This window comes from Colwellia sp. SU-HH01217 (assembly GCF_057543495.1).
In genome coordinates, this window is record NZ_BAAJLX010000002.1 from 143,700 (window position 1) to 157,164 (window position 13,465).

The 13,465-nt window shown below is 34.5% G+C and carries 15 protein-coding genes; all 15 read right to left on the reverse strand.

Annotation, left to right across the window (positions count from 1 at the left end; genetic code table 11):
- The 15 genes from AC27G3_RS03765 to AC27G3_RS03835 all read right to left on the reverse strand — a co-directional run bounded on the left by AC27G3_RS03765 (position 1) and on the right by AC27G3_RS03835 (position 13,464).
- Complete coding sequence (locus AC27G3_RS03765; RefSeq protein WP_487118934.1) at positions 1-570, reverse strand: adenylyl-sulfate kinase; 570 nt, start codon at positions 568-570, stop codon at positions 1-3.
- Positions 563-1,360 (reverse strand): hypothetical protein, encoded by a 798-nt coding sequence (locus tag AC27G3_RS03770; protein ID WP_487118936.1) that lies wholly within the window; start codon positions 1,358-1,360, stop codon positions 563-565. Before AC27G3_RS03770 ends, AC27G3_RS03765 begins: the two co-directional genes overlap by 8 nt.
- Positions 1,357-1,755, reverse strand: a complete 399-nt coding sequence (locus tag AC27G3_RS03775) for a hypothetical protein (RefSeq protein WP_487118938.1) — start codon at positions 1,753-1,755, stop codon at positions 1,357-1,359. Before AC27G3_RS03775 ends, AC27G3_RS03770 begins: the two co-directional genes overlap by 4 nt.
- A gap of 184 nt (positions 1,756-1,939) precedes the next feature.
- Positions 1,940-3,247, reverse strand: coding sequence for a glycosyltransferase family A protein (locus tag AC27G3_RS03780; protein WP_487118940.1), 1,308 nt, complete (start codon positions 3,245-3,247; stop codon positions 1,940-1,942).
- The gene (locus tag AC27G3_RS03785) at positions 3,247-4,026 is read right to left on the reverse strand and encodes a cephalosporin hydroxylase family protein (RefSeq protein WP_487118942.1); all 780 of its coding nucleotides are present in this window, start codon (positions 4,024-4,026) and stop codon (positions 3,247-3,249) included. The genes AC27G3_RS03780 and AC27G3_RS03785 overlap by 1 nt, the downstream gene beginning before the upstream one ends.
- A gap of 50 nt (positions 4,027-4,076) precedes the next feature.
- Positions 4,077-4,871: a class I SAM-dependent methyltransferase gene (locus AC27G3_RS03790; protein ID WP_487118944.1), complete on the reverse strand. Its 795-nt coding sequence runs from the start codon at positions 4,869-4,871 to the stop codon at positions 4,077-4,079.
- Complete coding sequence (locus AC27G3_RS03795) at positions 4,864-5,982, reverse strand: DegT/DnrJ/EryC1/StrS family aminotransferase (RefSeq protein ID WP_487118946.1); 1,119 nt, start codon at positions 5,980-5,982, stop codon at positions 4,864-4,866. Before AC27G3_RS03795 ends, AC27G3_RS03790 begins: the two co-directional genes overlap by 8 nt.
- A gap of 1 nt (position 5,983) precedes the next feature.
- Positions 5,984-7,234: a methyltransferase domain-containing protein gene (locus AC27G3_RS03800; protein ID WP_487118948.1), complete on the reverse strand. Its 1,251-nt coding sequence runs from the start codon at positions 7,232-7,234 to the stop codon at positions 5,984-5,986.
- Positions 7,231-7,782: a dTDP-4-dehydrorhamnose 3,5-epimerase gene (gene rfbC, locus AC27G3_RS03805; protein WP_487118949.1), complete on the reverse strand. Its 552-nt coding sequence runs from the start codon at positions 7,780-7,782 to the stop codon at positions 7,231-7,233. Before rfbC (AC27G3_RS03805) ends, AC27G3_RS03800 begins: the two co-directional genes overlap by 4 nt.
- A complete protein-coding gene (gene rfbG, locus AC27G3_RS03810; protein WP_487118951.1) occupies positions 7,779-8,861 on the reverse strand; it encodes a CDP-glucose 4,6-dehydratase in 1,083 nt (360 codons plus the stop codon). Before rfbG ends, rfbC (AC27G3_RS03805) begins: the two co-directional genes overlap by 4 nt.
- Positions 8,861-9,634, reverse strand: a complete 774-nt coding sequence (rfbF, locus tag AC27G3_RS03815; protein ID WP_487118953.1) for a glucose-1-phosphate cytidylyltransferase — start codon at positions 9,632-9,634, stop codon at positions 8,861-8,863. The genes rfbG and rfbF overlap by 1 nt, the downstream gene beginning before the upstream one ends.
- 59 nt (positions 9,635-9,693) lie before the next feature.
- Positions 9,694-10,596: a dTDP-4-dehydrorhamnose reductase gene (rfbD, locus tag AC27G3_RS03820; RefSeq protein WP_487118955.1), complete on the reverse strand. Its 903-nt coding sequence runs from the start codon at positions 10,594-10,596 to the stop codon at positions 9,694-9,696.
- Positions 10,593-11,126: a dTDP-4-dehydrorhamnose 3,5-epimerase gene (gene rfbC / locus AC27G3_RS03825; protein ID WP_487118957.1), complete on the reverse strand. Its 534-nt coding sequence runs from the start codon at positions 11,124-11,126 to the stop codon at positions 10,593-10,595. The genes rfbD and rfbC (AC27G3_RS03825) overlap by 4 nt, the downstream gene beginning before the upstream one ends.
- Positions 11,127-11,189: 63 nt before the next feature.
- On the reverse strand, positions 11,190-12,305 hold the full coding sequence (locus AC27G3_RS03830) for a glycosyltransferase (RefSeq protein ID WP_487118959.1): 1,116 nt from the start codon (positions 12,303-12,305) through the stop codon (positions 11,190-11,192).
- Positions 12,298-13,464 (reverse strand): glycosyltransferase family 2 protein, encoded by a 1,167-nt coding sequence (locus AC27G3_RS03835; RefSeq protein WP_487118961.1) that lies wholly within the window; start codon positions 13,462-13,464, stop codon positions 12,298-12,300. Before AC27G3_RS03835 ends, AC27G3_RS03830 begins: the two co-directional genes overlap by 8 nt.
- Position 13,465 lies beyond the last annotated feature (1 nt).

The window sequence follows — 13,465 nt, forward strand, 5'->3', positions numbered from 1 at the left end:
TCAACCTTTACTTAATGACTTGTTAAAAAAGGCAGCTAAAAGTTGTTCACACACTTTTGATAAACACTCTATTGTGCCGTTATTTTCAACGACGAAATCAGGTGAAATAGGTTCTTCTGGTTGTATATCAAGCCCCACCATATTCGAATTATTGCCTGACTGATAATCTCGATATAGTACTTTGCTATCTCGATGCTCTCTTATTTTTTTCGATGTTTTAAGGTGCACTTCAAAATAACCAGGTAAATTGTCTTTATTCCACTTTTGTACTTCGTGAAACATACTAATTGTCGGTACAATTACAGTATGACCTTGGTTTGCAGCAAGTGCAGCCAACTTTGAGTAACGATAAGAACCTTTTAGGCGACTTTCCATATCATATTGCCAATAGGGATCATTAATAGCTTCTCTTACCTGATCGCCATCGAATATTAATGCCTTCACATTATGAGTTGATAACTTTTGTTGTAACAGCTTGGCTAGTGTTGTTTTTCCTGCACCAGACAATCCTGTTAACCAAAGCACACGACCTGAAGAAAGATAGTAATTATCTAATTTTTGTTCACTCAATGAGAAAAACTCCTGTCGGTTGATTAACATTAAATGCCTGGTTAACTTTATTAATGGTTAATGCTCTCAATAATGGATGCATGACATAATAGGTACGATCAATGACCTTGTTGCTATTTATCGTTGTCGACTCTTCAACTGATGGTGGATCAAGAAAAGGATCTGGAATACTAAGCATTAATACCTTTTTTAGTGTTTGAGCACGGATCCAAGGGTCTAAAATATAATCCATAAAAAGCTGTTGATTTTCATCTATGGTTAAATTTAAGCTAAAGTCACAGCTTACTAATGTTGTCCCTTTATCTAATGAGGGCGTAAGAAAAAATGCAGAAGAACAAAGCGATAGGTTATTTAGCAGGCTGTAATAAAAACAAGTACTCCCTCTATACTCAGGTAACTTTCCTGGATGAATATGTAAAAATTGTCTTTCACTTTCAAACAGCTTAGTTTTTAACACTCCTCCTCCAGTAAATAGCCAATATTTAAGGGCTGTTTTGTTCAATTCTTTAACAACAGAGTCATCATTAATACTATGAGCACTCGTCGTTATAATAGGAATATTAAATTCAATAGCAAAAGATTCAATAGAGTCATTTATATTAAAATATTTTTTGCTATAACCGTTTATTTTGTCTTCTTCTGCTAAACCTTTAACCAACGAAAGTTCATTCTCTAGTACTATAATTACGCTAGGCAATACCAAACACTCACGTAATACAGATAAGTATGCAATACCTCGCATAGAAGGAAACCAAATTAAGCCATGCCTCCTGTTTTTAAATGCCGTCATAACGTTTCGCTTTTTAAAGAAAGCACCTCTTTTTCTTTACCCAGCACGCATATTGCTGTTGGTACATCAGACAAAACAGCATCATCATTAAATAATAAACTGGCCTTATCTAGAACCCTTACTGCACTATTTAAAGCGTTAAAATCATGCTCGTTTGTATACAAATTCAATAAAATTCCTGCTAAGTAAAAATATCCATCAATAACTTTATCTACTTTTTCATCTAGGCTTTTTAGATACAAATTTCCCGTGATAACAAAGCGTTTTTCTAAGGTAAACACATAATCAACTTCTGATTGTAGAAGACATCGTTCGGAAGTTGCTTCATATAACCTTTTAATTTCCTGATCAAACTCATTTATTATAAACTTTTCTTTGATTTGTTGAGTTTTCATTATTTTGGTTAGAAATAACTCTCTAGTAGTGCAAAATAAGTTAATTGTACGCTTAACATCAAGTGATGGGATCTCGCTTTCATGTTTATTTTGAGTATGCTTAATGTGGAGATTCAAAATTTATGACCTATAAAAACTAAATATATAAACGAAAGAGCGTAGTTACATATAAATAACCAATGCATTATTGCAACTTTAAAAGCTTAAAACTTTCACTATAATATTCAGTAAAATATTTCATAGCCTCATCTAAAGATTCATAATCCAAATACTCATCTGCTACCCTAAACACATTTTCATCAACCCAATTAACTTTAGCCCTTTCCTTAGCAGACACATAATGAGAAAGTGTTCCTATGTTGTTTGTTAATGAAACACTAATTTCGTCTTTAGATGGAGAATTACTTGTGTTTTGAAAAATTAACTCAGTAACTTTATTTTTATCAACTGTGCTGCATTGCTCAAAATAAAACTCCCACATAGCAAACAACTCATTCTTTTCTTCATCACTCTCCCAATATTGTATTGCATCTAAGTCTTTTTTACTCCAGGCGAGTAAATGACAATAGTCCAGCTTAATACTGTTAAACTCAGAACTGCGACTTAGTTTTTGAATTGTTAAATAGTCATGAGCAATATAATTACTTATACCCACCCATATTTTATTTAGAGGTAAATCATTTAAAAGTTGCTTGGAATTGTCTAACTCTGCAAAATATTTCTTTATGCTTGCAGTATTTTCACTGCATTGATAACCATTAGAGATTGAAGGGCTTGAACAAACTAAAATTAATGGTTGACCAATATCGATACAGCTTTCACTAAGTGAAAGTCCTGCTATTTTTGAAGTAATATCAGGGGAGATAGGTGGAAATATCCGACCATATTGTTTATTAATTTTTTCAAGTAAAGTACGTTTAAAACAGCCTGAATATATTTTACCTAAACACTCTTTTACCCCTAACTCTCTTGAATATGGACGTTGTTTAAATGAAAAACAGCGTTTCAGTTCTTCGAGAGGCGAAAATTCGTGTGCACTTTTAGGCTTATTAAGCGGTAAGAATCGCCCTTTAAGTATATCATTTGTTTGTTCGATAACATGATACGTTTCATGCCACCAAGTAACTAACTCTGCAGGTGTTTTTTTCAATTGTTCAAACACTATGTTTAATGCATCATTTCTTAATATATATTTTTCACTTATTACTGCAACATATTCACCACGTGCATGTGAGATGGCGAAATCCCAATGATCACACATCGCAAGTGAATTTGGTGGCTGTACATAGTTAAAACGTTCGTCATCAGCATATTGTTCAAACTCACTACGACAAGATTTCTTAACAAAGTTATCAGAAACAATAACTTCAAAATCACCAAAAGATTGCATAGCAAGATACTTCAAACAATATGATATATATTCAGGTCTATCACGGGTAGGAATAACAATTGTAAAAAAAGGTCTATCCTTTTTTTTAGAACTTTCTTGCATTACTTTACTCGCTTTAAATATCCATTAGGAGCAACTGTGATCATTAATTTTCGATCTATTTTATGATCTATTTCAAAGTTATGATTACCTTTTATAAACTCAGTGACAGCTGTTTTAGGGTTATTTCCTTTTCCCCATAGACGATTGGGGAATGAGTTTTCCGGCATGTCTTCAATAATAGTGTCAAATACAACGCAATAACTTCCAATACTCACTAAAGATGCATATGCATTTAACTCTTCTAGAACATGCTGATGTGTATGATTAGAGTCAAGACAAACTAGTACGGTTTCAAAATCTTTAGCGTATTTTTTTACTTGTTCGATAGTGTCACTCGCAATACTTGATCCTTCAATCATATCAATATGATGTGATAATGGGTGCTGTTGAATAGCTTGTAAATTATGCTTTCTAATATCTATATCAATGCCTAATACCTTACGTTTCGACTCCCTAGGATTTAACGTTAAGTTATGCTTTACTGCATTGGTATAATCTAACAGCGCCATCATTGAAGCACTTAATAACAAAGACCCACCGTGCGCTATTCCCGTTTCTATAATAAGATCTGGCTTTATTCGCCAAATTAACTCTTGCATTGCAACGATATCTTGGGGGTATTGAATAATAGGCTGACCAAAAGCTTTAAAATTATATGAATAATTTAATTTTGCACTATCAATTAACCATTGATTTGACAAAGAATTAAAATTATCATCGTCCCCCATTTTAGAGATATTCTGAGTAATCTCATTTTCAAATTTTTCTATTTCACTCACAAAAAGACCTCTATTTTTGATACTTCACATATAATTAAAAAAATGCTCTTTTAATCTTTAGTTAAAATTACTAACTTAACAGGGCTATACTCTCCATTAGCAGGTAATTCTACAGCTACTCGATGAATTGGGTGTTCGTAATCAGGCTCTACACCTTGTAAAAGACACATTTGTGAATAAACAATTCTTGTAATGTAGTAATAGGTGCTAGCGAAATCGATAATTTCAACATTTCGATAATGTTGCTGGGCAACTAATTTAAAAGGAGTTGCGTCAAAAAATAAGTTATGCCATCGAATGGGGATTTGAGGTAAACCTAATGATGTTCTCATCTTATTCATATTTTCTTGCCCATCCTCAAAGTTTTCAATGGCAATATAACGACCATTACTTTTAAGAAGTTTTGAAATAATTTCCAACGCTTTTGATTGTAATTGAAAATCAGGTAGGTTAATTAACACTCGCATTGTTATTGCAATATCAAAACTAGCCAAACAAAAAACTTCATTCAGTTTAAATATATCAACCGCTTTAAATTCAACGTTTTTATATTGATCTGATTTATTACTTTTAGCATTGGAAATCATGTTTTGCGAATAATCGACACCAATAAACTGATAATCAGGAAACTCTTTAGCTAACTCTAATGTTGAAAGTCCATCACCACAACCAATATCAATAATGACAGCGCCTGCCAATAAATTCGCATTTTTTATTTGCGTTTTAACGGTTTTAATTTCTAATGCTCTCAAGTAAATGTCATTAGTTGTCCCTTGAGTATCTTTACTATGTTTTAAAGCCCTACTATCCCAGTAATCCTTAATAGCTAATATTGAATTATTCATTGTAAAATTCCTGTAAAATCTCATTTACCACTTTAGAAATATAAAGAATATCTTCTTCCGTCATATCCATATAACTAGGTAAGTTGATTCCTCGTTGATATATTGCATAACTCACTCTATTTTCTTCAATCGGCTCGAACATAGGAAAACTAGAAATAGGGTAAAAAAATGGTCTTGCCTGAATACCACTCGATATGAGTTGTTCTATTATAAGGTTGCGATCTTTAAGCGAATAATTATTAGGAAGTATGAATGTCGGCATCCAATAACTATTTACATCGCTTTTACTTTCTACATTCCATTGTATATTTAGATGATTAAGTAACTGTTTATATTGTGAAAATATTGCACGTTTGCTTGCGACTAATTCATCTAAACGAGTCAATTGTGCCAAGCCAATAGCAGCTTGAAGGTTTGACATTTTATATTTCAAACCAACTCTTTCGCACCAAAATATTTTATCTACCTTGGGATCTCGGCCATGGTCAGAGATAACTTTAGCGCTATTAAACAATTGCTCGTTATTACTAATTAACATTCCTCCCTCGCCAGAAGTCATCGTTTTAGTACCATGAAACGAAAAAGCACCGAAATCACCTATTGACCCTGCTTTTTTTCCTTTATATTGAGAGCCAAGCGCTTCTGCAGCATCTTCAACAACATACAAGTTATGTTTTTTAGCAATAGACATAATACTGTCCATGTCCGCTAAGTTTCCATAAAGATGGACAGCAAGAATAGCTTTAGTACGCGATGTAATTGCTGCTTCAATTTTTGTAGTATCTATACACCAAGTATCAAGTTCTACATCAATAAAAACAGGTATTAATCCTAATTGCACAATTGGCGATACAGATGCAATCCAGGTGATATCAGGCACTATTACTTCATCCCCAGCCTTTAACTCCATGCTAGCAAAAGCAATATGTAATGCACCAGTACAACTAGAAGTTGCCATGGAAAAAGGGGATTGCGTATAAGAAGAAAATTGTTGTTCAAACTTATTAATGTAATCGTAGCAGTGTTCACCCCACCCATTTCTAATGGCGTCATTGACGTATTCAATTTCTAACTCGGTGATTGAAGGTTTTGCGGCAAGAATTTTTCTCATGTTAACCCCCTACCTTTGCTAATTCAGGCATCGCAACAACAAATGTAGAGAAAGAAAATTTGTCTTCTAACTGTTTAATTATTTCCTCCTTAATATTCCAAGGTAAAATAAAAATATAATCAGGAGAGTAACGAGCCATTTGTTCTGGGTGTTTTACGGCAATATGGCTGCCAGGCATTAATTTACCTTGTTTAGAAGGCGCAGCATCGAAAATCACTGGTAAAAGCTCAGAGGAAATACCGGCATAATTTAATAAGGTATTACCTTTAGCGGCAGCACCATAACCGACTACTGATTTCCCTTGTTGTTTTTGACTGATTAAAAAAGCCTTCACCTGTGTTTTTATCTGCTCTACTTTTTGTTGAAAAGATTGATAATAACTTAATGATAAAACACCACTCTCTTTTTCTATATCGAGCAATGTAGCCACAGAATTTTCAATAGATATATTGGCATTTTCATGGCAAACATAAACGCGTAAGCTGCCGCCATGAGTGACAAGTTGTTCAACATCATAAATTTTTAATTGATGACGCTTAAAAATATTGCTTACCACTGACAATGATAAATAAGAAAAGTGTTCGTGATAAATTGTATCGAATTGATTTTTATCTACTAACTCCAATAAGTGGGGGAACTCAAGAGTAACTGTACCTTCTGCTGACAAGCCTAATTTCAACCCAGAGACAAAATCATTAATATCGGGGACATGCGCTAAAACATTGTTGCCAATAATTAAATCTGCTGTGCCGTTTAACTTCACTAATTCTTCGCATGTTTTTTTCGTAAAAAATTCACTAACTACTGGGATCCCTTTTTTTCTAGCAACATGAGCCGTTGCTAAAGTAGGCTCTACACCTAAACAAGGAATGCCTGCTAGAACAAAATTTTTAAGTAAATAACCATCATTTGAAGCAATTTCTAAGACTTTGCTGGTGTTAGTTAGCGAAAGACGATTAATTATCATCTCACTATACTCTCTCGCGTGCTCTAACCAACCTTTTGAAACTGATGAAAAATACGCATACTCTGCACTAAACATTTCATCTTTATTAACAAAATCTTGCGTTTGGACGAGCCAACAATGGTGGCAAACAAAGACTTTAAGTGGGTAACACTTTTCATTATTAATCGCTTTTTCTGAATCGAGATATGCATTAGACGGTGGCATTACCCCTAAATCGACAAAGACATGCTTAAGGTTGTTTGAGCAAGCACGACATTGTGTTAAATACTTCCTAATCACCGTCATGTAATAAGTCCTGTAAAGTTTTTACTTAGCCTAGGTAAATTAGCATCTTTTTCTGATATTTCACTGCAAGATAATGGCCAATTAATGGCTATTTTTTTATCTTCAAAATGAATGCCCCCCTCATGTTCTGGCTTATAAAATTCAGTATGCAGGTACAACATTTCACTCTCTTGTTCAATCACCTGAAACCCATGAGCAAAACCTTCTGGGATAACAAGCATTTTCTTATTTTGTGCGGATAGCTCGATACCAAACCACTGAAGAAATGTTGCTGATTTTGCTCTTAAGTCAACAGCGACATCAAATACTCGTCCAGATGTACAACGGACAAACTTAGTCTCTAAAGCTGGAAATTGTTGAAAATGTAATCCTCTAATTGAACCGACTTTATCCGTCTTTGAATTATTCACCTGAGCAATAACTTTACCATTAAGTAACTCATCGAAACCTTTGGGACAAAAAAATCGAGTAAAGCTGCCTCGTTCATCAGCGATAGTGAGAGCTTCAACAACAAGTAAACCTTCGATGGGCGTTAAATTAATTTTCATGCAGCACTCGCCCTACTTTGGCAGTATTCTTCAATTTGCTGCAAACATAATACCTTGATTGTTTTTTTGTCATTAAAATAAACAGTTTGCCATTCAATCACTTTGTCTAAAGTTTGCTCTATTGTCCATGCTCCTTGCCAATTAAGAAGATGTTGAGATTTTTGACAATTTAACTTCAAACATGACGTTTCATGAAATTTCGTGTCTTCGTTCAGTCTGATTTTAGAGTGAGTGACCATGTTATCTAACATGTATTGTGTCACCCAACTGACCGATTTTTCACTACTTTTACTGGGACCAAAATTCCACGCTTGTGCAAAATCAGCTCCCTTTTTATATAATTGTTCCGCCAATAATAGGTAGCCAGATAAAGGCTCTAAAACATGCTGCCAAGGGCGAATAGCATTGGGGTAACGCAATTCGATAGATGTGTTATTATTGATCGCGGTTAAAATATCGGGGATCAAGCGATCTTGTGCATAATCACCTCCGCCGATAACATTACCCGCACGCGCTGTGGCAATAAAAAGTGTGTTGTTTGAATCGCTTAGGAAAGATTGACGATAGGAGTTAACTAATATTTCAAGGCAAGCTTTACTACTACTATAAGGATCGTAGCCACCTAACCTATCACTTTCATTATACCCTTCTGCTTTGTCACTAATTCGAGCATCTTCATAACATTTATCCGTTGAAACCATAACAACAGCTTTTACGCTAGCAACCTTTTTGATCGCTTCTAAAAGGTTAAGTGAGCCAATAACATTAGTGGCGTAGGTTTCAAGTGGATCTACATAAGAGGCTCTCACTAATGATTGTGCGGCAAGGTGAAAAACAATTTCGGGTTGCGTGGTTTTAATGGTTGAATGTAATAAGTTCACATCTCTAATATCGCCAATAACACTTTTCATATTCTCAGCTACTGCCGCTTGCTCATACAAGCTTGGTTCCTGTGGCGCTAATGAATACCCTGTGACATTCGCCCCCATTTTTTGCAACCATAAGCATAACCAACTACCTTTAAAGCCAGTATGCCCAGTAACCAACACTTTTTTACCGCTAAAAAAATTCATCTCCATTACCACTTTTTCCATGGTGCTCTGTTTGATTGCCACAGTTTTTCAAGTTGATTTTTATCGCGTAAGGTGTCCATAGGTAACCAAAAACCTTTATGCTTATAACAGGATAACTCTCCATCTTCGGCAAGTTTTTGCAAAGGCTCCTGCTCCCACATTGTTTCGTAGTTTTCGATGTAGTCAAACACGCCTTTAGATAAAACAAAATACCCACCATTTACCCAAGTATCATCCCCTGGTGGTTTTTCTTGAAAGTGGCTGATTTTATCACCATCAATATTTAAAGCGCCAAATCGTCCAGGAGGCTGAATAGCGGTGACAGTAGCTAAACGGTTTGATAATTTATGGTGAGCAATAATTTCGTTAATATTGGCATCCGTTACTCCGTCACCATAAGTAAAGCAAAAGTGTTTATCTTCATCAGTTAAGTAATGCGCAACTTTTTTTAATCGCCCACCGGTGCCTGTATCTATACCTGTGTCAACTAAAGTGACTCGCCACGGCTCTGAATGATTAGAATGAATCTCCATTTCATTTTTTTGCATATCAAAAGTAACATCTGACATATGTAAAAAGTAGTTAGCGAAATATTCTTTCACCACATACCCTTTGTAGCCACAACAGATAATAAAGTCATTTATGCCATGTTGTGAGTACGTTTTCATTATATGCCACAGGATAGGTTTTCCACCTATTTCAATCATAGGTTTGGGTTTTAAGTGCGACTCTTCACTTATTCGAGTGCCTAATCCACCGGCCAAAATCACTGCTTTCATTTAAATACTTCCAAATATTTTATGTTTATTATTGCTCGTTCAAGAAGTAAGCTTGAAGATTATCTAACGTTATCTTTTTGTAATTGAATTAATGTTTTGCATAAACCTATATTCCACTGAGGCATTTCCCCTAGAAGTGGAGCTATTTTTTTAAAGGACATTTGATTATTTTTGGGGCGCTGCGCCTTACACAAATATTCTTCACTGGAAATCCCTTTAACAACAGGTATTGTTCCTAATAAATCAATGTCTAACGCTTTTTGAAAAATCATTTGAGCAAATTTATTCCATGAAGTACTCGGTATACCTGCAAAATGATAAGTCCCCCACGACTGAAATTTTTTCTGAATAACTATTTGCTGCGCCAATGAATAAATAGCATTAGCCAAGTCGCCAGCATAAGTGGGATGCCCCCATTGATCTGAAACGACAGAGAGTTCTTTTTTTTGTTTAGCTAAGCTAATCATACTTTTTACAAAGTTATTACCGTGCTCAGAAAACAACCAAGAAGTTCTCAATATGACATATTTTTGACAGTATTCAATAATAAACTTCTCTCCCGCTAATTTAGACTTGCCATATTCATTTAATGGGTGAGTTTTATCTTTTTCATTCAACCAATGACTTTCACAGGAATGGTCTTTGTGACCGTCAAAAACATAATCCGTTGATATATGTATCAACGGAATAGCTAATTCATTACATGCTATCGCTAAATACTTAACACCTAATCCATTAACCTCGTGAGCTATTTCTGATGAAAACTCAGCCTGTTCAACATTAGTATATGCTGCACAATTAATGACAATATCAGGCTTTAATTGATTACACTGTAACTGTACTTGGGAAGCGTCAGTAATGTCTAATTCACAATGAGAAAAAGCCCAAACAGTAGCATTGGTTTCTATTTCAAGGAATTTTTTCGCTAGCTGCCCATTGGCACCTGTTAGCAGTATATTCATAAAAATAGCTCAGCAAACGTTAAGCCTTTTTGGTCTTTTTCAGACAAAATAAAAGGAATATCAGGCCATTGAATATTCAAACTGGGATCATTCCAAATCAAACAAGCCTCATCTGTAGGGTCATAAAAGTCTGTGCACTTATATTCAATATCTGTAGTGTCCGCTAATGAAACAAAGCCATGTGCCAAGCCCGGTGGGATCCAAAGTTGCTTTTTACAATGCTCTGAGAGTTCGATTGAAAACCATTGACCAAAAGTCAAAGACTCTGCACGGCAATCAACCACGACATCTAATACTTTTCCTCGCACTACTCTAATTAATTTCCCCTGAGGTTTAGTCTTTTGAAAATGTAGACCACGTAATACCCCATGACTTGAACGTGAATAATTATCTTGAACAAAGGGTAAAGTTATCCCTGCTTCCTTATAGCGCTGGGTATGAAATGTTTCTAAGAAGAAGCCTCTTTCATCACCAAAAACATCCGGCTCAATAATAAGTACGTCATTTATATTACTTTGAGTTACTTTCATTTAAGGTCACTTGTAGATAATTAAAATAGATATATTTGAACATTCAATATTAATGCCAATAAATCAAATACTTTGCAATTTCAACACATTAACTAAATCAGGCATAGTAATATTTAAATCAACCACTTCGCCTTGAAAGTATCTTCTAGTTTTTTCTGCCTGAGCGCCTAAATCAAATGTAACGATTGGAACATTTAGAATCATCAATTCTTCCAAGACATAAGAAAAAGTTTCAGGGCAAATTGAAGGATGTAAAAATACGTTACTACCATGTTTAACAATTAAATTTGCCAAGTATTTATTTTCAAACTCTCCTACGACGTTAATATTAGTTATATTTTCAGGGAGAATGCATTCGCCATAAATAGTAATAATTGCCGTAGGATCTTTCTCTTGCAGGTACCGGCTTAACATGACTACTTGTTCGAGTCCTTTATGGAAAACAATATTGCCAACAATCCCAATATTTAAGTAAGCTGAATGTTTAATCGCTAAAGGCTGAAATTTGAAATAATCCATACTATGGGGAGCAAGATGAACTTTACTCTCAATCGATGGGAATTTGCTAATTACAATATTTTTACTCGACACAGAAAATACTAAAACAGTTTGAGCCAATGATAAAATAGCCAGCCAAAGTGATTGCCATTGTGATATTTCGGGCTCTTTTAGCATATTTAATGAATGCTTGGGCCGACACTTTTTACATTCATCTTCTTCGGGAGCATGACAATATTCTCCTTTATAATTGAGAAGATTAAAGCTAGGGCAAATGGGGTAATAATCATGAAATGCTACCTCTATGGCAACCTTCTTTTTTAACCTTAAAAAGACTAATAAGTTTTGAGTAAAAACAATAAATGGACGATAACTTACTAAGGAATTTATTATAATGCCTTCAATATTTATACGATTTAAATAGCCAAACACTGCTTCTGAGGCTACACCTGATAAGGTTATTGTTTCACTTTCTAGAATTATTTGTATCGCGACAGATGCTGGTTTCTCATGTTCAGTTGCCGTAATAAGTAATAATTTTTTATTATTTTTTTGCTGTTGATTAATCAAACGTTCGCGGTATTTTTGTGTACCGCCACCTAAGGCGTGATCGAAAATAACAAGGTATTGTTCCTTGCTATTTATATTCAATATAAAACGATTAAAAACAATATCATTCATGGGGCAATATCACTAAATGTGATAACCCTTGCTTGGTTAACTCTTGATAAATTTCTGTATAGTATGAAATTGAGGCAATAAAAATAGGTACTTTAGGCATATCTTCAATAAATTGAGTTAACGAGATAACAGGTATACCGTCAAGTTCATAATTGTGATTTTCTGCTTTTTTATCAATAAAGCATAAAATACTTAGTACTGATTTATCAAAGGATTTTTGAATTAAGTTAAGCGCAAAAAGTCCTAAAGAGCCTGAAGCATAGATAGCTATTTGAGGTGAATCGCCTTGTTTTGAGAGCCGCGTAATTGTCGGAATAATAGTGACTATATTGTCTATTAATAGCGACATAGTGGATGTTAATCGCATGCACTCAGCTTCTGGTAATGCAAAACTGGTATAAATTTCTTGAAAAACGCCGTGAAATTCTTTTTTTGTATATAACCAGTCATCCAAAGATTTACCAGAACGCGTTGTATTGGCGTGAGTTCGAAAGTAATTCAACTCTCTGGCAACATAACCTATCTTTTTGTTTTTAAGTACTTGAATATAAAGTAACCAATCACCTAAATAACGATACGACTTAACCGTATTGCTAACAATTAAAGAGTTTTTTCTAAATAACACAGCACTTACATTCGGAATGCAGTTTCTTTGCGTTAAGTAATCAGTAACAAAGGCCTTTCCATCTAAAGTGAAATCGTTTTTCCATAAAGTGCTATTCAAATCTTCAGTATGTCTATAGTAAGACCCGATAACTTCACTTGTACTATTAATCTCTAAAGACTGGCAGTATCCAAAAGCAAGTTGTTTATTATCATCTAGAAGCTGAACAAGGGTAGCTAAAAACTCTGGGTGAGCAATATCATCAGATTCCGCTATCCATACATACTCGCCAACACAATGTGCTAAACCTTTTGACCATTGGATAAAAGTTGAACCGCTATTATGTTGATTAAAATGGGTATAACTGACTTTAGGGTGATGTTGATAACTTGATAATATTTCAATACTATTATCTGAACTACAGTCATCGAGTAATATTAATTCAAAGTTTTGGAAACTTTGCGCCAAAATGGAATTTATTCGTTCATTTAAATACAGTGAATGATTATAGTTAGGAACAATTATGCTAACTTTTACACGATCCGTTACTGCCATA